The sequence below is a fragment of the Tepidamorphus gemmatus genome (assembly GCF_004346195.1).
GTDB classification, from domain to species: domain Bacteria; phylum Pseudomonadota; class Alphaproteobacteria; order Rhizobiales; family Tepidamorphaceae; genus Tepidamorphus; species Tepidamorphus gemmatus.
The window spans coordinates 21342-40722 of the sequence record NZ_SMAK01000007.1; the positions used below are offsets into that span (position 1 = coordinate 21342).

Annotated in this window: 21 protein-coding genes; 7 read left to right on the plus strand and 14 right to left on the minus strand. The window is 68.0% G+C overall.

Going from position 1 to position 19381, the window contains the following annotated elements; translation table 11 throughout:
• Positions 1-28 precede the first annotated feature (28 nt).
• Both chrA and EDC22_RS11905 read right to left on the minus strand, forming a co-directional pair.
• Entirely contained in the window at positions 29-1402 is a 1374-nt protein-coding gene (gene chrA / locus EDC22_RS11900; RefSeq protein ID WP_132806888.1) for a chromate efflux transporter, read from the minus strand.
• A gap of 466 nt (positions 1403-1868) precedes the next feature.
• Positions 1869-2711, minus strand: a complete 843-nt coding sequence (locus EDC22_RS11905; RefSeq protein WP_132806889.1) for a helix-turn-helix domain-containing protein — start codon at positions 2709-2711, stop codon at positions 1869-1871.
• 116 nt (positions 2712-2827) lie between these two features.
• On the opposite strand from EDC22_RS11905, the gene EDC22_RS11910 reads away from it, so the two are divergent.
• The 4 genes from EDC22_RS11910 (at position 2828) to EDC22_RS11925 (ending at position 5926) form a co-directional block, all read left to right on the plus strand.
• A complete protein-coding gene (locus EDC22_RS11910; protein WP_132806890.1) occupies positions 2828-3781 on the plus strand; it encodes a fatty acid desaturase in 954 nt (317 codons plus the stop codon).
• Positions 3782-3791: 10 nt separating this feature from the next.
• Positions 3792-4592, plus strand: coding sequence for a PhnD/SsuA/transferrin family substrate-binding protein (locus tag EDC22_RS11915; protein WP_207903769.1), 801 nt, complete (start codon positions 3792-3794; stop codon positions 4590-4592).
• A gap of 97 nt (positions 4593-4689) precedes the next feature.
• Positions 4690-5307, plus strand: coding sequence for a 2-hydroxychromene-2-carboxylate isomerase (locus EDC22_RS11920; RefSeq protein ID WP_132806892.1), 618 nt, complete (start codon positions 4690-4692; stop codon positions 5305-5307).
• A gap of 106 nt (positions 5308-5413) precedes the next feature.
• Positions 5414-5926: a hypothetical protein gene (locus EDC22_RS11925; RefSeq protein WP_132806893.1), complete on the plus strand. Its 513-nt coding sequence runs from the start codon at positions 5414-5416 to the stop codon at positions 5924-5926.
• 62 nt (positions 5927-5988) lie between these two features.
• On the opposite strand, the gene pcaG is transcribed toward EDC22_RS11925, so the two are convergent.
• The 4 genes from pcaG to EDC22_RS11945 all read right to left on the minus strand — a co-directional run bounded on the left by pcaG (position 5989) and on the right by EDC22_RS11945 (position 8979).
• Positions 5989-6555 carry a protocatechuate 3,4-dioxygenase subunit alpha gene (pcaG, locus tag EDC22_RS11930; RefSeq protein ID WP_132806894.1) on the minus strand — a complete coding sequence of 189 codons (567 nt, stop codon included), beginning with the start codon at positions 6553-6555 and terminating at the stop codon, positions 5989-5991.
• Between the two features lies 1 nt (position 6556).
• A complete protein-coding gene (pcaH, locus tag EDC22_RS11935) occupies positions 6557-7261 on the minus strand; it encodes a protocatechuate 3,4-dioxygenase subunit beta (protein WP_132806895.1) in 705 nt (234 codons plus the stop codon).
• An 87-nt stretch (positions 7262-7348) separates the two neighbouring features.
• Positions 7349-8119 (minus strand): CoA-transferase subunit beta, encoded by a 771-nt coding sequence (locus EDC22_RS11940; RefSeq protein ID WP_132806896.1) that lies wholly within the window; start codon positions 8117-8119, stop codon positions 7349-7351.
• Complete coding sequence (locus tag EDC22_RS11945) at positions 8116-8979, minus strand: CoA transferase subunit A (protein WP_132806897.1); 864 nt, start codon at positions 8977-8979, stop codon at positions 8116-8118. Before EDC22_RS11945 ends, EDC22_RS11940 begins: the two co-directional genes overlap by 4 nt.
• 118 nt (positions 8980-9097) lie before the next feature.
• Here EDC22_RS11945 and EDC22_RS11950 point away from each other — a divergent pair, with 118 nt between their 5' ends.
• Positions 9098-9865, plus strand: coding sequence for an IclR family transcriptional regulator domain-containing protein (locus tag EDC22_RS11950; RefSeq protein ID WP_132806898.1), 768 nt, complete (start codon positions 9098-9100; stop codon positions 9863-9865).
• A 63-nt stretch (positions 9866-9928) separates the two neighbouring features.
• Here EDC22_RS11950 and EDC22_RS11955 read toward each other — a convergent pair whose 3' ends face one another.
• The gene (locus EDC22_RS11955) at positions 9929-10348 is read right to left on the minus strand and encodes a hypothetical protein (protein ID WP_132806899.1); all 420 of its coding nucleotides are present in this window, start codon (positions 10346-10348) and stop codon (positions 9929-9931) included.
• A 9-nt stretch (positions 10349-10357) separates the two neighbouring features.
• Positions 10358-10744 (minus strand): ElaB/YgaM/YqjD family protein, encoded by a 387-nt coding sequence (locus EDC22_RS11960; protein ID WP_132806900.1) that lies wholly within the window; start codon positions 10742-10744, stop codon positions 10358-10360.
• Between the two features lie 242 nt (positions 10745-10986).
• On the opposite strand from EDC22_RS11960, the gene EDC22_RS11965 reads away from it, so the two are divergent.
• Positions 10987-12213: an AI-2E family transporter gene (locus tag EDC22_RS11965; protein ID WP_165926889.1), complete on the plus strand. Its 1227-nt coding sequence runs from the start codon at positions 10987-10989 to the stop codon at positions 12211-12213.
• Positions 12214-12285: 72 nt separating this feature from the next.
• On the opposite strand, the gene EDC22_RS11970 is transcribed toward EDC22_RS11965, so the two are convergent.
• The 5 genes from EDC22_RS11970 to EDC22_RS11990 form a co-directional block, all read right to left on the minus strand.
• Positions 12286-12921 carry an NAD(P)H-dependent oxidoreductase gene (locus tag EDC22_RS11970; protein WP_132806902.1) on the minus strand — a complete coding sequence of 212 codons (636 nt, stop codon included), beginning with the start codon at positions 12919-12921 and terminating at the stop codon, positions 12286-12288.
• Positions 12922-12925: 4 nt separating this feature from the next.
• Positions 12926-13861: a 3,5-dioxohexanoate:acetyl-CoA acetone transferase gene (gene kce / locus EDC22_RS11975; protein ID WP_132806903.1), complete on the minus strand. Its 936-nt coding sequence runs from the start codon at positions 13859-13861 to the stop codon at positions 12926-12928.
• Positions 13862-13882: 21 nt separating this feature from the next.
• Positions 13883-15163 (minus strand): TRAP transporter large permease, encoded by a 1281-nt coding sequence (locus EDC22_RS11980; protein WP_132806904.1) that lies wholly within the window; start codon positions 15161-15163, stop codon positions 13883-13885.
• A 3-nt stretch (positions 15164-15166) separates the two neighbouring features.
• Complete coding sequence (locus tag EDC22_RS11985; RefSeq protein ID WP_132806905.1) at positions 15167-15739, minus strand: TRAP transporter small permease; 573 nt, start codon at positions 15737-15739, stop codon at positions 15167-15169.
• Positions 15740-15821: 82 nt separating this feature from the next.
• Entirely contained in the window at positions 15822-16826 is a 1005-nt protein-coding gene (locus EDC22_RS11990; protein ID WP_132806906.1) for a TRAP transporter substrate-binding protein, read from the minus strand.
• Positions 16827-17079: 253 nt separating this feature from the next.
• Here EDC22_RS11990 and EDC22_RS11995 point away from each other — a divergent pair, with 253 nt between their 5' ends.
• Positions 17080-18012, plus strand: a complete 933-nt coding sequence (locus tag EDC22_RS11995; protein WP_132806907.1) for a DUF6282 family protein — start codon at positions 17080-17082, stop codon at positions 18010-18012.
• Between the two features lie 183 nt (positions 18013-18195).
• On the opposite strand, the gene EDC22_RS12000 is transcribed toward EDC22_RS11995, so the two are convergent.
• Positions 18196-19353, minus strand: a complete 1158-nt coding sequence (locus tag EDC22_RS12000) for an iron-containing alcohol dehydrogenase (protein WP_132806908.1) — start codon at positions 19351-19353, stop codon at positions 18196-18198.
• Positions 19354-19381 lie beyond the last annotated feature (28 nt).

Consider the following 19381-nt stretch of genomic DNA (forward strand, 5'->3'; position numbering starts at 1 on the left):
CCCTGCCCGCCCCGCTCTGCCGGTCGGCTCAGACCAGCCAGGGGACGAGACTGTGCAGGGCGATTCCGGCAGCAGCACAGCCGGCGAGCACGGTGAGCGTCCCGACGCCGAAGCGGAAGACCGCCAGCAACGCCGCAGCGGCCAGCAGCGCCGAGGGCCAGTCGATCGAGGCGATGACCGGGACGTCGAGGCGCAGCCCGAAACCGGCCGCCTCGACGACCTCGGCGAACACCACATGCAGCCCGAACCACAGGGCAAGGTTGAGGATCACGCCGACTACCGCCGCCGTGATCGCCGTCAGCGCCGCGGTCAGCGACCGGTTGTGCCGCAGCCGCTCGATGAAGGGCGCCCCGAGGAAGATCCACAGGAAACAGGGGGTGAAGGTGACCCAGGTGGTCAGCAGCCCGCCCAACGTGCCGGCGATCAGCGGCGGCAGACCGCCCGCTTCACGGAAGGCGGCCATGAACCCGACGAACTGTGTCACCATGATCAGCGGTCCCGGCGTGGTTTCGGCCATGCCGAGTCCGTCGAGCATCTCGCCCGGCGCGAGCCATCCGTAGTTCTGCACGGCCTCCTGTGCCACATAGGCCAGTACCGCATAGGCGCCGCCGAACGTCACCACCGCCATGACGCTGAAGAACGCGGCGAGCTGCGCGAAGACGTTGGCAGGTCCAAGCGCGATGACAAGGCCGGCGACCGGCGCCAGCCACAGCGTCAGCAGCACCGCGGAGAGCCGGAAGGCGGCGGCGCGGTCGACGCGCGCGTGATCGGGAACCTCCTCGCCGAGAATCGTCCCCGCATCCGCGACGGTCTGCCCGCCCAGCAGGCCGTGACCGCGGCCATCGGCGAAGGCCGGCAGGTTGGCGCGGGCACCGAGATAGCCGACGAGCCCCGCCACGAGAATGATCAGCGGGAAGGGCAGGTTGACGGCGACGATGGCGACGAACGAGGCGGCGGCGATCGCCACCATCGCTCCGCTGCGCAGGGCACGCCGACCGATGCGGACGACGGCCTGCGCGACAATCGCCAGCACTGCGGCCTTCAGGCCGAAGAACAGGGCCTCGACGAGCCCGACATTGCCGTAGAGGGCATAGATCCAGCTCAGCGCCATGATCGCCGCGGCGCCCGGCAACACGAACAACAGACCGGCGATGATGCCGCCGGGAGTGCGGTGCATCAGCCAGCCGACATAGACGGCCAGCTGCTGCGCCTCGGGTCCCGGCAGCAGCATGCAGTAGTTGAGGGCATGCAGGAAGCGGGTCTCGCCGAGCCAGCGGCGCTCCTCGACGAGGATCCGGTGCATCATCGCGATCTGGCCGGCCGGACCGCCGAAGCTCAGCAGGCCGATCCGGGCCCAGACCCGTGTCGCCTCGGCAAGGGTTGGATGCGGGGGGCGTGTCATGCCGCGCGCTCCTTGCGCCGCGTGGAGGGCGGGATACGGGTCTCGCCAAGGCAGATCTCGGACAGACGTTTGAGCCTCGACGCAGCTGAGGCGGCGGGTGCCGGATCGGCCCGATCGTCCGCCGGCGTCTGGCAGGGCGCGCGCAAGGCCATGCGGTCTGGTAGCCGGAAGCGGGTGGCGGCGCAATCGGGATGATCTCGTCAGACCGGCCAGGGCCCGTCGGGCACTGTCGTACCACCCCAGCTGCGCAACTCTCGTCGCGAACCGACAGCGCATCTATACACGCTGCCGAGGTGCTCGACGCCGGTCTTCCATATCGCCCTGACAATCATGAGTCTTGCGATATGATCGAACGTTCCAACGTCCGCCTCCCGTCGGACCTCCCCACCGCACCCGACGCAACGGCGCGATCAGGGCGACTCTCCACCGACACCCGATCTGACAGATCCGGTCCGGCCGGGCACCCTCATACCTCTTCCTCAAGCTGCGCGATCCGCGCCGCCGCCTCGTGCGGGTTGACCACCGCCTGGCGGATCAGGCTGTCGAAGCGGTCGATCAGGGTGCGGATGTGCTCGGTGGCGTTGAGGACGAGGTACATGTCGCCCATGTAGATCGCCGCACGCTGCGGACCGAAGATGGTCATCGGCGCGGAGAAGGTTCGGCGGGCATCATAGAGAAACAGCCGGAAGGTCGGATAGAGCTCGTCGAGAAGGCGGGCCATCCGAGCGAGCTGGGCGCGCCGCTCGGCTGCACCGAGACCGGACCACATGCCCTCGCCGCGGGCAAAGGAGACGAGACGCTGCAGCGGCATGCAGACCTCCATGTCGGTTTCCGGTCTGCGGGTGTAGGCCAGATAGGAACCGGCGTCGGCGATCGAGGCCTCGATGCGCGCGTCCGGCTCCCGGCCGAGCTCGTAGCGGATCACCGCCTCGGTGCGCAGCAGATCCGGCAGCGTCGCCGGGACGTAGCGGATCTTGAAGCCCGTTGCCTCGCGCCGCCAGTGCTGCAGACGGGAATCGTCGATGCCGGAGGCGCCGAGCTCGATGGCCAGCATCGGCGCGATCTCGGCCGACAGCCGCTCGCTCTGGCTGATGCCGAGCAGCCAGTCGAGGCTGACGCCGTGGGCGCTGGCGATGGCGACCAGCGTCTCGGCGCGCGGCAGGCGCACGGCGCGCTCGGACATCAGCTGCGAGAGGGCGGAGCGATCGAGGCCGATCGTCGCGGCAAAGGCCGACTGGCCGAGCCCGGCGCGGCGCATGACGCGGGCCAAACGCTCGCGGAAGACGGCGCCGAGATCGCGCTTGTCCACTTTTCTCACCGCCTGTTGCATTTCATCATCGTTTCTACAGAATGTACACCAAACGCAACGAACTATCACCGTTGTCGCCTTGAATCGCTGCGGTCCGATCGCCGACACTCGCCGGCATGGGGGACTATCCGCACGAGGAACTGGCGGTTTCCGCCGCCGTGGCGGCCGGGGCCCGGCGCCGGCGCCGGCGCGAGATCGAATGGCCAACCTTCCTGGCTCTCGCAGGCTGCTATGCGGTCTGGGCGGCGGCGATCTGGTGGCACGCGAGCCTGACGCTGTGGCTCGCCGCGCCGCTTGCCGCCTATTGCGTCGCGTTGCAGTCCTCGCTGCGGCACGAGGCGCTGCACGGCCATCCGACCCGGTCGCTGGCAATCAACGAGGCGCTCGTCTTCCCGCCGCTGTGCCTCATGATCCCCTACCGGCGGTTCCGCGACACGCATCTTCGGCATCACCACGATTCCCGACTGACCGACCCCTATGACGATCCGGAATCCTGGTATCTGGCCGAGCGGGACTACCGCGCGCTGCCGGCACCGGTCAGGCTGCTGCTGAAAGCGAACACGACGCTCGCCGGGCGGCTGGTGCTCGGCCCGCCGCTGTCGGTCGTCGGGCTCGTGCGCCACGACATCCGGGCAATGCGCGCCGGCGACCGCAGGATCGCCGCCGCCTGGGCGCTGCATGCCGCCGGGGCGGCGCCCGTCCTCGCCTGGATCGAGCTGTCGGGTTTCGGGATGCTGACCTATCTGCTGGCGGTTGCCTGGCCTGGTCTGGCGCTGCTCATGCTGCGCACCTTCGCCGAGCACCGGGCCGACCCCGAGGTGGCGCGGCGCACGGCGATCATCGAGGCCTCGCCGATGCTCGCCTTCCTGTACCTCAACAACAATCTCCACTACGTCCACCACCAGCGCCCGCGCGTGCCCTGGTACCAGCTTCCGGCCGTCTACCGGGCCGAGCGGGAGAGGTTCCGGGCCGAGAACGGCGGCTACGGCTTCGACGGCTATGCCGACCTGGCCCGCCGCTATCTTCTCAGGTGCAAGGAGCCGGTGGCCCATCCCTTCCTGAGGCGCTAGTCTTGCCGGCGTGATCGCGTCGCTGCCGATGTATGACTGGCCGGAGCTGCGCCCGGCGACCGATGCGTTGTGGCGCGCGCTCGCCGCAGCGCTGTCGCGGCGGGGCATCTCCGCGCCATCCGGCCTCGACCGCGAGGGCGATCGCCATGCGCAGTGGCGCGATCCGGCGCTGCTGCTGTCCCAGACCTGCGGCTACCCCTTTGTGACCGCACTGAAGGGCTGGCTTCGGCTGGTGGCGGTGCCGATCTATACCGCCGAGGGGTGTGCCGGTCCGAGCTACCGAAGCGTCGTCTTGGTGCGGGCAGACGATCCGGCGCGCGGCCTGGCGGACCTGCGCGGACGCATCGTTGCCTACAACTCGGTCGACTCCCAATCCGGCTATTCGGCCATGCGCGCACTTGCCGCGCCGCTGGCGCGCGAAGGCCGGTTCTTCGCCGCGGCGGTCGAGACCGGCTCCCATCTGGCCTCGATGGAGGCGGTCGCCGACGCCGGCGCCGACTGTGCCGCGATCGACTGCGTCTGCTGGGCGATGGCCGAGCACTATCGCGGCGACCTCGCCAGCCGCCTCCGGGTGATCGCCTGGAGCCCGCCGGCACCCGCCCTGCCCTTTGTCACCTCGGCCCGGCGCTCCGAGCTGGAGATCGCGCAGATCCGGGCTGCGGTGCTCGAGACGCTGGCCGACCCGGCAACGGCGGACGTGCGCAGGTCGCTGTTCCTGGCAGGTGCCGAGATACCTTCCGACGCGGCCTACGATGCCATTCTCGCGATGGAGGCGAAGGCGGTCGCCGCGGGCTATCCGGCGCTCGGCTGAGTGCACATCCACGGCGATCTATCCCTTTGCCAATCCGGCGGTTAGCCCGCATTCTGCCGACCATCCGGCCCCGCAGCGGCACGCAAAGGAAAACGCCATGACGCCGACAATCGACTACTTCTTCACCTGCATATCGCCGTGGTCCTATCTCGGTCACGACCTTTTCGTCGATCTGGCGCGGCGGCACGGCGCGTCGATCCGCTACTGGCCGATCAATCTGGCGGAGGTGTTCCCGCAGACTGGCGGACTGCCGCTCGCCAAGCGGGCGCCGGCCCGGCAGCGCTACCGCATGGTCGAATTGCGGCGCTGGCGGGAGAAGCGCGGTCTGCCGCTCAACCTGCAGCCGGCGCATTTTCCGACCGACACGACCCTTGCCGACCGTGCCGTGCTCGCCATTGCGGCCGCGGGCGGCGATCCGGCCGATTTCCTGCACCGGGTGTTCCGGGCGGTGTGGGCGCATGATCGCGACATCGCCGATGCGCATGTGCTGGAGGGGCTGCTCGCCGACGCCGGCCACGACGCGCGGGCGATCCTGGCCGCCGCCCGGGGCGAGGAGATCACCGCCGCATACGCGGCAAACGCCCGCGAGGCGATCGAGCGTTCGGTGTTCGGTGCGCCGACCTATGTGCTGAATGGCGAGCCGTTCTGGGGTCAGGACCGGCTCGACCTCCTCGCCGATGCGCTCGAACGCGGCCGGCAACCCTATCTGCCCTGACAGCCTGTCTTGCCCGGACCGCCAGCGGCCGCGGGGGTTTGCCCGGGGTGGCGGGAGCGGTAGATTGTCTGTGTTGCCGGGGGCGTCGGACAAGGAGGCCTAAACCATGCGTCTGAGCACGTTCTGCGCCCTCGTTGCGATCATCATTGCCTGTCCCGCCGCCGCGCAGAGCGCGCCGCCGGACACCGAGGGCGGCCGCTATGTCCTGCGCCGCGTCGACGACGGGCTGATGCGGGTGGACCGACAGACCGGCGCAACCTCGCTGTGCCGCAAGCGCGGATCGGGCTGGGCCTGCGAGGCGGTGGCCGACGACCGCGAGGCGCTCGAGGAGGAGATTGCGCGACTGTCGCGCGAGAACGCCGAACTTGCAATGGAGATCGGCCGCCTGCGCGAGCAGCTGGCGAAGGTGCAGGCGCCGCGCGACCTGCCCGGACAGGCGCAGCCCGGTGCCGGCGGCGGCGCGGCGCCCGGCGATGACGGCGCCAGCGGCGAGCGGACGCTGCGGCTTCCCACCGACGAGGAGATCGACGAGGTCGCCAGGACCTTCGAGTCGATGATGCGGCGCTTCATGGACTCGATGAAGGCCCTGCGCGAGCGCTACGAGAACGAGCGGCTGTAGGCGGGAGCGATCCGTGCGGGCGGCGGCGTGGCCCTGGGCTCACGCCGCCGATTGCCGTTGCCTCAGATGTCGAAGAACTGGGTCTCGTTGTCGCCCTGCAGGATCACATCCCAACGATAGTGGCCGCCGCCGCGGTCGGCGGCCAGGAGGCTCCGGCGCGGCTGGCCCTCTCCAACCCGCGACAGCACCGGATCGGTGTCATTGAGCGGATCGCCCTCGAAATAGATGCGCGTGGCGAGCGGCTTCAGGAGGCCGCGCGCAAAGACCGCGACCAGGATGTGGGGGGCCTGCGCGGCATTGCCCGGGCCCGGCACCGGCCCGGGTCTGATGGTGCGGAACCGGAAGCGGCCGTCGACATCGGTGGCGCAGCGGCCGAACCCGCGAAATGCGGGATCGACCGGCTTGTCCTGGGTGTCCTCGGGATGGTCGTACTTGCCGGCCGCGTTCGCCTGCCAGATCTCCAGCATGCAGTCCGGCACCGGCGCCCCCTCTCCGTCGAGAACGCGCCCCTCGATGATGATGCGCTCGCCCTCGGCGGCGTCGCCGGCGAGATCGGTGATCGCGTATTTGTCGGTCAGCCCGAAGTGAAAGAACGGTCCGACCGTCTGGGATGGCGTGGTGGTCGACATCTCATCCCTCCATCGGCGTGGCATCGCGGCCGCGCAGAACGATGTCGAACCGGTAGGCGAGCGCCCATTCCGGCTCGGTGGCCTCGAGATCGAACACGGAGACCATCCGCTGGCGGGCCCGTTCGTCCGGAACCGAGTTGAAGATCGGGTCGAAGGGAAACAGCGGATCGCCGGGGAAGTACATCTGTGTCACGAGCCGCTGGGTGAAGCTCGTGCCGAACAGCGAGAAGTGGATATGCGCCGGGCGCCAGGCGTTCGTGTGGTTGCGCCAGGGGTAGGCGCCGGGGCGGATGGTGATGAACCGATAGCGCCCCTCCTCATCGGTGACGGCACGCCCGGCGCCGGTGAAGTTCGGATCGAGCGGGGCAGGATGCTGGTCGCGGTGATGGACGTAGCGTCCCGCGGCATTGGCCTGCCAGATCTCGACGAGGCTGTTGCGGACCGGCCGGCCGTCCTCGTCGAGCACGCGGCCGTGCACGATGATGCGCTCGCCGAGCGGCTCGCCGGCATGCTGGCGGGTCAGATCCGCCTCCTCCGGGCGTACCGTCTCGTGACCGTAGACCGGGCCGGTGATCTCCGAGAGCGTGTGCGGCAGGATCATCAACGGCCGCTTCGGCACCCTGAGCGGATTGGACCGGTAGGCCGGATAGGGATGAGCCGGCGCGCTGTCGGGCGTGATCCGGCGGTAGCCTGTGATACGGGTCATGGATTCGTCCTCCGAGTTTCCTCTTGCTCGGCATTTGTCTTGTTGGCCGCGGGCGGCCACATGGCCCGCCGGCGGCGGTCCGCCGATTCAGGCGGAACTGGAATGCGCCCGGCGCGTGCGCTCGTGCAGGTCGCGCAGCACCGCGAGTTCGGTCGCGGTTGGCGGAGGCGTTTCGGCAATCTCGGCGGCGAACCGGATCGGCCAGCCGGTCGCCTCGGTGATCGCCTCGCGGGTTACACCCGGATGGATCGATGTGACCGTCAGTTCCTTCGTCGCCGGGTCGGGCTCCATCACGCACAGATCTGTGACGACGCGCGTCGGCCCCTTGGTGCGGAGCCCGAGCCGGGCGCGATGGTCGCCGCCCTCGCCGTGCCCCATGGAGGTGACGAAATCCAGTCGCTCGACGAAGCTGCGTCGGCTCTGCGTCATGATGATGAAGATCTCGCCGCAGCCGGAGGCTATCTCCGGGGCGCCGCCGCCCCCCGGCAACCGGACCTTCGGGGTGGCATAGGGCCCGACGACAGTCGTGTTGAGGTTGGCGAAGCGGTCAATCTGGGCACCGCCGAGAAAGCCGACCGAAATGCGCCCGCCCTGCAACCAGTACCGGAACATCTCCGGCACATCCACGGTGACGAGGGCGGTGTCGCACAGCTCGCCGTCGCCGATCGACAGCGGCAGCACGTCGGGCCGGGTCGCGATGGTGCCGGACTCGTAGATCAGCGTGATGCCGGGCGCATGGGTGAGGCGGGCGAGGTTGCAGGCGGCCGACGGAGCGCCGATGCCGACGAAGCAGACGTGGTCGCTGCGCAGCGCGCGCGCCGCCGCGATCGTCATCATCTCGGTCGCGGTATGACTCATGCATCCTCCCCGACCCGATGCCGGCGGGGATGGCGGGCGAAATCCTCCGGCCCCTTCGTCATCACATTGGCGTCCATCCAGGCGCGGAAGCGATCGCGGTCGCGCGCGATCGGATCCCAGGCGATGTAGAAGGCGTTGTCGCGCGGATAGTAGCCGTGCGCGTAGGAGGGGTGGGCGCCGCCCGGCACCTCGGCGATCGCGGTGATCGTCCAGGACGGCAGGATGACGCGGTTCGGCGACCCGTCCTCGAGTTCGTCGACGATCTCCTCGACGGTCACGACCGACCGTTTCGCGGCTAGCACCGCCTGCTTCTGGACACCGACAATGCCTTCCAGCAGGACGTTACCCTCACGATCGGCCCTCAGCGCATGGATCACCGCCACGTCGGGCCGGATCGCCGGCACCGTGGCCAGGCGTTCGCCGGTATAGGGGCAGTCGACGTACCGGATGTTCGGATTCACCTTCGGCAGGTCGGCGCCGACATAGCCGCGGAACACCGCGAAAGGCAGGTTGGCCGCGCCCGCATCATAGGCGTTGGCCATGGCGGCATGGCTGTGCTCCTCGATCTCGAGCGGGCCGGGCCAGCCGTTCTCCACCGCATCGCGCAGCCTGTGCAGCGACCCGACTCCGGGATTGCCGCCCCAGGAGAAGGTGAGCCTTGCCGCGCAACCCATGCCGATCATCTGATCGTACAGGATATCGGGCGTCATGCGGATCAGGTGCAGGCCGGTGCGGCGCTGGCGGATGATCTCGTGGCCAGCCGCATAGGGGATCAGATGCGTGAACCCCTCGAGTGCAACGGTATCGCCGTCGCCAACTGTGCGGGCGATCGCATCGCGGAGCGGAAGTATCTCGGCCACCCGGTTCGTCCCTGCAAGGCATTGCGACAGCATGGGCATTGTCCAGCCCGGACCGCTTGCGTCAACCGCAAAGTTCGCAATACGATCCTATGTTCGAGATGCGAACGGAAGGACGGCGATGCCCCAACGCGACGAGACGGTGCAATCCCTGGTCAGGGGCCTGGCGGTGATCCGCAGCTTCGATGCCGCGCACCGGCGCCAGACGATCACCGATGTGGCCGCCCGCACCGGCCTGACCCGCGCGGCCGCGCGCCGCTTCCTGCTGACGCTGTGCGAGATCGGCCTCGCCCGCACCGACGGCAAGAACTACGAACTGACCCCGGCCGTGCTGGAAATCGGCCAGGCCTATCTGGCGGCCGCCAGCGAGCTCGAGGTGGTGCAGGACGAATTGCGCGGCCTGACGCTGGAATTCGACGAATCCGCCTCTGCCGCCATGCTGGACGGGGCAGACATCATCTATGTCGCCCGCTCGCCCGCCCGCCACCGCATCATGACGATCGGTCTTGGTCTCGGCACACGTCTTCCCGCGCACGCGACCTCGATGGGCCAGGCGCTGTTGTCGATGCTGTCGCCGCGTGAGCTCGAGGCGTACTTTTCCGTCGCCCGGCTGGAACGGCGCACCGCTCACACCCTGACCACGCGCGCGGCGCTGAAGCAGCGGCTGGAGGAGGTGCGCGCGCGCGGCTATGCGCTCGTCTCCGAGGAGCTGGAACTCGGGCTGCGCTCGATCGCCGTGCCGGTCCCGGGCCGCACCACCCGCACCAATATCGCGATCAACATGAGCGCCCAGGCCGGACGCGTCACGGCCGAGGAGATGGTCGAGCGATTCCTGCCGGCCCTGCGGCGGGCGGTCCGGCACATCGGACTGGCCGCCGATGCGCGATGAGTCGGGCAGGGCGCGCGTGACGCCCTGCCCTGGGGTCGGTCACCACGGCCCACGGCGCGGCGACTACCTGCGGATGCGGCCGAGCATCAGTCCGACCGCAAGCGCCGTCACCACGAGCGGAATGCCGTTGAGATTCCGCCCCAACAGGATGCCGAGCGCCTCGGCATCGCCGGCCAGCCCGGCGACCGAAGCGGTCGGCACGGCGCCGGCAGGCGGGGCCATGGTCTTGTAGGCTCGCCGCGTCCGCACCATGGCGATCAGCAACAGCAGGAGCATCGCGACAAGGAACAGGACGGCAACGCCGAGCGCGGCGACCACCGGGCCAGTCACGGTGAGCAGATAGAGGTAGAACGCCACCGAGCCGAAGGCGATCGCTCCGATCAGGAAGACCAGCGCGATGGCGATCAGTATCGCCCCGGTCACCGCGTCGCGCATGGTGGCCCGGGCGGCGGCACCGGCCTGGGCGGCGAGTGCCCTCAACATCCCGCGACCCTAGTGCCGGCCACGGGAGCTCATGCCGATGACGAACCCGATGCCCAGGGCAACCAGCATCGCCGTGATCGGATTGCGGTTGATGGTGGACTCGAGCTCGCGTGCGTAATGGCCGGCCTGCTCTCCGGCCTGGCGCGCGATCCGGTGACCGCTGGCGTTCAGCTCGTCGCGGATCGCCGCGGCACGCGCGGCGAGTTCCTCGATTTCGCTCTGCACGCGATCCTGGCCCTCGGCAACGCCTGCCCGGGCGAAGTCGCGGGCGGCGGCACTGAGGTCCGACAGGTCGTTGCGAAGCTGGTCCAGCCGGTCAGTAAGACGATCCCAGCTGTCCGAAACGGAGTCCTCGGCGGCCGCCCTGGCGGCGGTGGACGACTTGCGTGCACTCATCAATGTGTCTCCCGTTGGATCACCGGCGAGGGAAGTCGCGCATTGCCCTCGCCCATTCTCGAGGCGGCCGCATTGCGCCAGCGCAAGCCCCGGTCATGCGCCAGCGCGGGCACCGGGCATCCGGGGCTGCCACGCCCATCCGGGGAACGCGCGAGCCTCGCCGTGCGTTCCATAGCGTCGGGTCCGTCGCAGGAGGTCGGGCGCTTGGACCCCCGGAGGCCGGGACCCCAGGAGACGGACAGATGCCCCCTCACCCCGGCAACGTCGGACGCCGCCGTGTCGCTCCGGTTTCGCCGGCGCTGCTGCGACCGGTCGATCCGTCGGCAGGCCTGCGCCCGTTCCTCGGTCGCAGCCGGCCGATCGCGGATCCCGGCAGTCTGCTCGACAAGGCGGCGAAGATCGCGATCCTCGGCATCTTCATGATCATCGCGATCCACGCACTCGACGCATGGGCTGCCTTTCTCGCACCGGTACTCACCGCTGTCGTGCTGGGACTGATGCTCGGGCCGGCGATGACCCTGTTCGAGCGCGCCGGCCTGCCCGCACCGCTATCGGCGATCGTGGTGATCGTCCTCGCGCTCGGCGGCCTGTACGGGCTCGGTTTCCTGCTCGCACCCTCGGTCCAGGAATGGAGCGGCCGGTTGCCGGAACTGCTCGCGGTTGTCGAACGCCACACCTCGCAGCTGCAATGGCATATGCGTGCCCTGCGCGAACTGCAGGAGTCCGTCCAGCAGGCCGGCGGCGGCGACACTGCCCCGGTCGTCGCCGTGCAGGGGCCGGGACTGGTCGACAGCGTGCTCAGCTTCGCGCCGCCGGCGCTCGGGCAGGTCGTGCTGTTCGTCGCCGTGCTCTATTTCTACCTTGCCACCCGCAACCGGTTGCGCGACAGCATCCTGACGATGTGCGTCAGTCGCGGTGCCCGGCTGCGCGCAGCCCGCATCATCCGCGACGCGGAGCGGACGATCTCCGGCTACCTGCTGACCATCGCCGGCATCAATGTCGGCCTCGGCATCGCCACGGCCGGCGCGATGTGGGCGCTCGGCATTCCCTCGCCGGCACTGTGGGGAGCGGTCGCCGCCATCCTCAACTTCATCCAGTACATCGGGCCGCTGATGTTTGCGGTGTTGATCACCGCGGTCGGACTGATCACCCAGGACACGCTGGGGGCCGCACTGATGCCGACCATCGCCTTCGTCGCGCTCAACACGATCGAGGGCCAGTTCATCACCCCGGCAGTGCTCGGCCGCCGGCTGACGCTCAACCCGTTCCCGATCATCCTGGCGATCGGCTTCTGGCTGTGGCTGTGGGGGCCGGTCGGCGCCTTCCTGGCGGTGCCGATGCTGATCATCTCGCTGGTGGTCCTCACCCATCTGATGCCACAGGGACCGATCGCCAGACCGCGCCGACCGATGCCGCCCCCCGCCCCGACCGAGCCGCCGGCGCGGGAGGCTGCGCCGCCGGCGGCGTGAGGACGCCGGTGCCGGCAATTCCCGATGGAGGAGAGGCCGGAGCTCCCTCCGGATTTGCGACGCAGCCGGGAGTCAGAGCGCCTCGAGGCGCCGCGTCCAGTCGTCGAGATAGGCGCGACGGCCGGCATCGTCGATGCGCGGCGCGGCGTAGGCCACGAAGGGCGGCACCACCTCCATGCCGAGATACTCGAAGACGCCCCTGTTGACCGGCCGCAGCACGCCTTCGATCGGCCCGTAGACACCCTCCGGTGAGAACCGTTCGGGGGTTCCTCCGGTGGTGACGCAAGCCATGCCGCGCTTGCCCTTGAGCATGCCGCGTTCGAACCGCAGCCCATCGAGATAGACGACGCCGAAGGCCAGCACCCGGTCGACCCAGCCCTTGAGCATGGCCGGGACATTCGACCACCACAGCGGGAAGATGAAGATCACCAGGTCGGCCCGCAGAAGCCGCGCCTGCTCACGTTCGAGCTCCGGCGCGAAGCCGCCTTCGTTCGCGGCATGCAGCTGTTCGTTCTGGTAGTGGAAGCGCTCGGAATCGAACTGGCCGATGAAATCGTGCCGCCCCGCGACCGGGTTGAAGCCCTCGGCGTAGAGATCGCTGACCTCGACCTCGTGGCCAAGACGCGACAACGTCTCCACCGCCCGGTCCTTCAGCGCGCCACAGAACGAGGTCGGCTCGGGGTGGACGTAGACGATCAGGATCCGCATCTGATCAGAAGTCCACCCGGTCGCCGCCCTTGAGGTCAAGCATGGCGCGGGCCTCGGCGGGCGTGGCGATCTTGAGCGACAGGGTCTCCAGGATGGATCGGATCTTGGCGACCTGGGCGGCGTTGGAGGTGGCGAGTTCGCCCTTGCCGAGATAGATCGAATCCTCGAGGCCGACGCGCACGTTGGCCCCCATCATCGCGGCCATGGTGCACAACGGCATCTGGTTGCGGCCGGCGGCGAGGATCGACCAGCTCCAGTCGTCGCCGAACAGCTTGTCGGCGATGCGGTGCATGTGAGCGACGTTCTCGGGATCGGCGCCGATGCCGCCGAGGATGCCGAAGATCGTCTGCACGAACAGCGGCGGCGTCACCAGCTTGCGGTCGAGGAAATGGGCGAGCGTATAGAGGTGGCCGACATCGTAGCACTCGAACTCGAAGCGGGTGCCGTGCGCCTCGCCGAGATGCGTCAGGATGTATTCGATGTCCTTGAAGGTGTTGCGGAAGATGAAGTCGCGCGAGTTCTCAAGGTGCTGGCGTTCCCACTCGTGGCGGAATTCCTTGTAGCGGTCGAGCATCGGGAACAGGCCGAAATTCATCGAGCCCATGTTGAGCGAGCACATTTCCGGCTTCGCACGCAGCGGTGCGGCCAGCCGCTCCTCGATCGACATGCCATGGCCGCCGCCGGTGGTGATGTTGATCACCGCATCGGTGGACTGCTTGATGCGCGGCAGGAACTGCATGAACACGTCTGGGTCCGGTGTCGGCCGGCCGTCGTTCGGATCGCGCGCGTGCAGGTGGATGATGGCCGCGCCGGCTTCCGCCGCGCCGATCGCAGCCTCCGCGATCTCCTCTGGCGTGATCGGCAGGTGCGGCGTCATGGTGGGCGTGTGGATCGAGCCAGTGACGGCACAGGTGATGATCACCTTGTCCTGTTTGCGCATCGGTGTCCTCTGACTGGGAAGCTACTGCACGGTGCCGAAGGCATGCGGCAGGAACAGTGAAACGGGCGGTACCAGGGCGACAAGCGCGAGGACGACGAGCGCGATGCCGAGCAGCGGCAGCGCCTCCCTGGAGACCTCCACCAGCGATTTCCCCGATATGGCGCAGACGATGAACAGGCAGATGCCGACCGGCGGCGTTGCCATGCCAATGACGACGTTGAGCACGACCATCATGCCGAACTGGACGAGGTCCATGCCGATCACCTTGGCCATCTGCATCAGGATCGGCATGGTCAGGATCAGGATCGAGATCGGCTCGAGGAACATGCCGAGGACCAGCAGCACCACGTTCAGCATCAGGACGACAAGGTAGGGATTGTCGCTGATCGACAGCACGGTCGCGGCGACCTTCATCGGCACCTGCTCGATGGCGAAGACGAACGAGACGATCGAGGCCATCGCGACGATGAACATGATTGCGGATGTCGAGATCGCGGTCGCGGCAAGCGCGTGCCAGAGCCTGGCCACGTCGAGGTCGCGGTAGGCGAATCCGACGATCAGGGCGTAGACGACGGCGACGGCGGCGGATTCGGTTGCGGTGAAGATGCCGCCCTTGATGCCGACGATGATGATCACCGGCAGCATCAGCGCCGGGAAGGTGCGCACGATCGCGGCCCTGCGCACCGGCCAGCTCGCCCTGTCGGTGATCGCGAAATTGTCGCGCCGCGCCCGCCACGAGGCATAGAGCAGGAATCCCGTGGCCAGCAGCAGCCCGGGCACGACGCCGGCGATGAACAGCTGGCCGATCGAGGCGCCCGACAGCACGCCATAGACGATCATCGTGATCGAGGGTGGGATGATCGGGCCCATGATGGCGCTGACCCCGACCAGCGCCGCGGCATAGGCGGGGGGCATCCCCTGGCGGGCCATCGAGGGAATCAGGATCGAGCCGAGCGCCGACGCTTCCGCCGTGGCGCTGCCGGAGATGCCGGCGAAGAACATGCTCGACAGGACGGTGACCGACGACATGCCACCGCGGCGATGGCCGACCATGGCGCGGGCAAAGGTAATGATCCGATCCGTGATGCCGCCGACATTCATCAGCATGCCGGCGAGCAGGAACAGCGGTATGGTGAGCAGCACGAACTGATCGACCCCCGCCAGCATGCGCTGCGGGAAGTTGAGGATCAGCATGCCGTTGCCGGTCAGGAACAGGTAGATCACGCCGCCCACACCGAGCGCCAGCGCGATCGGGACTCCCGTGATCAGGAAGAAGAAGAAGATCCCGAGAAACTGCCCCATGGGCTACGCGGCCCCCTCGCTCGTTCCGGCCGGGCGGGGGAAGAGGACATCACGTCCTTCCAGCAGGAGCGCGACGATCATGTGGGCAAGCAGCAGCGCACAGCCGACCGGCACCGAGACGTAGATCCAGAATACCGAGATGTCGGCAGTGGCGCCGCCGGACAGCGACATCCAGATGAAGTCGAGGGCCGGAATCTTCTGGATCGCGAAGCGGGAGGCGTAGGTGTAGCCATTCACCGCCATGAGCCACAGGAACCAGAGGACTGGCAGCGTCACCAGCACCTTCAGAACATACCGCCACGGCTGACGGATCGCCGAGGTCAGGACATCGACGATGACGAACTCGCCCTTCTGGAAGGCAATGCCGATGAACAGGAATGTCATCCAAATGAGGATGTAGCGGCAGAGCTCCTCCGCCCAGATCAGCGAGGCGTTGAGGACGTAGCGGGCGAAGACCTGGACGACCATGATGACGACGAGGACCGCCATCGAGGTCGCGGCGATGTGGCCCATCAGCGAACCGTAGAGGTTCCTGGGCGCCCCGCCGACACCGCCGGTGAGGTCATGCGTCGTCATCGAATAGTCCCCCCTCGACCTCGCAATCGCGACGGGAACCGGCGACCGCCGGCGACCGTACCGCGTCGAGGCCCCGCGAAGTCTACGTGCTCGACTGGGCCTTGGCCACGAATTCCGCGATGAGCGGCGACTTGCCCGACCATTCGGTGATGATCGGCGCCACCTTGTCCTTCATCGCCGGCAGGTCCTCGAGCTCGAAGATCTGGACGCCCTTGTTCTTGACGAGGTCGTCGCGGGCCGAATGGTCCTGGTCCCTGGCGTAGTCGAGGGTCGGCTTGATCGAGGCAAGTCCGGCCTCGCGCATCGCCTGCTGCACCTCGGCCGGCAGCCCGTCGAAATAGCCCTTGTTGCAGGCGATGACCGCGGTCCACGGGTAGTGGCCTGTCAGCGTCAGGTACTTGCCGACCTCCCAGAGGTTCTCGCCGACGATCGAGGAGACATTGATCTCCACCGCGTCGATCACCTTGGTCTGCAGCGCGCCGTACACCTCGCCGTAGGGCAGGCCGACGGGCGAGGTGCCAACCGCCTCCCAGATCGCCTTGTGCAGCGGCACCGGCACGATGCGCGTCTTCAATCCCTGGAAGCCGGCGAGATTGGTGACCGGCGCGCCGACCGAGAGGAAGTTGCGCTGGCCGATATCTGAGGTCGCAAGGCCGACCAGCCCTGCCTCGCCGAGATCCTCGAGGATCTTCTGGCCGATGTCGGAGGTCGCGAGTTCGCCGAAATGCTCGTAGTCGCGCACCAGGAACGGCAACTGATAGGCATCCATCGCCTGCCGCCCGGTGACCAGCGGGAACAGGACACCGCTGGCCATGCAGATCTCGATCGTTCCGGCGACCGCCGACTCCAGGTTCTGCTTGTCGTCGCCAAGCATCCGGTTGGGGAAGATCTGAACCTCGACCTGACCGGGTAGCCGCGCCTCGAATGCCTTCTTGAACTCGACAGCAGCGATGTGGCCGGGGTGCGACTCGGCGGTGGCATGGGCAAGCCGCATCTTGATGGGGCCCGAGGCGCGGGCGACCCAAGGCATTGCAAGGCCAGCGGCGACAGTGCCTCCAGCGGCGATGAGCTGACGGCGGGAAATCATCGACCAGTCCTCCCTGTTCTTATGTACAGAACAATGTTCTTATCCATACTCGACCGGGCGGTTTGCTTCTGTCAAGAGGCAGGCGCCGCCGGCGACGATCGCGGCGGTACGCGCACCGATGCCGCGCGCCGCACGCTGCACAGCAGATGTCGCACACGATGGAGCCGACGGGGCGCTTGACAGCCGAGTCGCGACAATGGTCTGATCTTCGGCATATTGTTTTGTTGTTCGAAACATCGGATGAGGAAACGTCATGTCCGCAGCCACCCTCGACGCGAGATCGCGGGACGAACAGGTCTCTGCCCTTCTGAAGGGCGCAGTCGATCTGCATGTGCACAGCGGGCCCTCGGCAATGCCGCGCATCCTCGACCACGAGGAAGCGCAGGCGCAGGCCGATGCGGCCGGATTCCGCGCGATCCTCTACAAGGACCACTTCTATCCGGGAATGGCGCACGCGCAGATGCTGGAGAAGGCCTATCCCGACCGCAAGGTCAGGCTGTTCTCCGGAACGGCGCTCAACAATGCGACCGGCGGGGTCAACCGCTACGCCGTCGATCTGTGCGTCAAGCTCGGCGGCAAGATCGTCTGGATGCCGACCTTCTCGGCAAAGAACCACATCGACAAGTATGCGGCGAAGAACAAGCAGGCGATGGCGTTTCCTTCGACGCGGGAGAAGATGGTTGCGCCGACGCCGCTCACGGTACTCGATGCCAACGGCAAGCTCACTGACGAGACCAAGGCCTGCATCGACCTGATCGCCGAAGCCGACATCATCCTGGCCGGCGGGCACCTGCATGTCAGCGAACAGGTACCGCTGTTCGAGGAGGCGAAGGCGCGCGGCGTCAGGAAGATGCTGATCAATCACCCCACCTATCTGATCGACTGCACCGACGCGGACATGCAGAGCTTCGCCTCGATGGGTGTCTACATGGAGCACTCGATCTGCATGTTCGTCGAGAATTCGAGAGCGAAGCTCTTTGGCCCGGCCGATCTCAAGCACCTGATCGATGTTGTCGGCCCGGACCGCACCGTGCTCGGCTCGGACCTCGGCCTGACCGAGGCGCCGCTGCCGGTTGCCGGCTGGCGGGAGATCGTCTCGATGCTGCTCGACCTGCAGGTCAGCGAGGCCGACATCCGCAAGATGGTGGCGACCAATGCGGCGCGGCTCCTGAACCTCGAGAGCTGAGGCGCACGCCCGGCGAGCGTCGTCGCGGACGCCGCGCAAGCGATGGTCGGGGGCAAGCGATGGTCCGGGATCGGCAGGGCCGGCATCGCAGGGGCAGCGCGTCCCGCGTGGTGGCGCCGCGGTCCCGGCTCTGCTCTGACCTGACGGTCCTGCCGGGATGACCCGGACCCGGGGAGCTGCGCGCTACAACCGTCCGGCCAGCGCCGCCTCGAACAGGCTGCGGGCAGCCTCCTTCGTCAGCTTCACCGGGTTGCCGCCGGCGGTCGGATCGACGATCGCCATCTCCGACATGAGATCGAAGCGGGCGTCGTCGACGCCGAGACCGGCGAGCGTGTGCGGGATGCCGATCTCGCGCCTGAGCTCCAGCACAAAGGCGAGGAAGGCATCGAACGACGCCGCAAGGCCGATATAGGCTGCCAGCCGGGCGATGCGCTGTTCGATGGCGGGGCGGTTGAAGACCAGCACGTAGGGCATGAAGACGGCGTTGGTCAGCCCGTGATGGGTGTCGTAGAGCGCGCCGACCGGATGCGACAGCGAGTGGATCGCACCCAGCCCCTTCTGGAACGCCGTCGCTCCCATCGCCGCAGCCGCCATCATGCCGGCGCGCGCCTCGATGTCGCTGCCGTTGGCTACCGCACGGGGCAGGAATTCCTTCACGAGCCGGATGCCCTCGACCGCAATGCCGTCGGCGAGCGGATGGTATCCCGGCGCGCAATAGGCCTCGAGGCAATGGGCGAAGGCGTCCATGCCGGTGCCGGCGGTGAGCCTGGCCGGCAAGCCGACAGTCAGTTCCGGATCGCAGATCACCACCTTCGGCATCATCGCCGGATGGAAGATCACCTTCTTGGTGTGGGTCTGCTCGTTGGTGATGACGCCGGCCCGCCCCACTTCGGACCCCGTTCCGGCCGTTGTCGGCACGGCGACGACCGGCGCGATGCCCGCCGGGTCGGCGCGCGTCCACCAGTCGCCGATGTCCTCGAAATCCCACATCGGACGGGTCTGACCGGCCATGAAGGCGATCACCTTGCCGCAGTCGAGCGCCGAGCCGCCGCCGACCGCCACCACGCCGTCATGGCCGCCGGCGCGGAGCTTGGCCACGCCGTTCATGACATTGGCCTCGACCGGATTGGGACGAACGTCCGAATAGATCGCGGCCGGCAGGCCCGCCTCCTGCAGGATCGCCGACATCCGGGCGATCATCGGCAGGCCGGCAAGTCCCGGGTCGGTGACAATCAAAGGGCGCGAGATGCCGGCCACCCGGCAGGCATCGGCCAGTTCGCCGATGCGGCCCGGTCCGAAGCGGACGGCGGTCGGATAGTTCCAGTTCGCGGTGATCTGCATGGATAGGTCCACCTGGGGTTGGCGATGC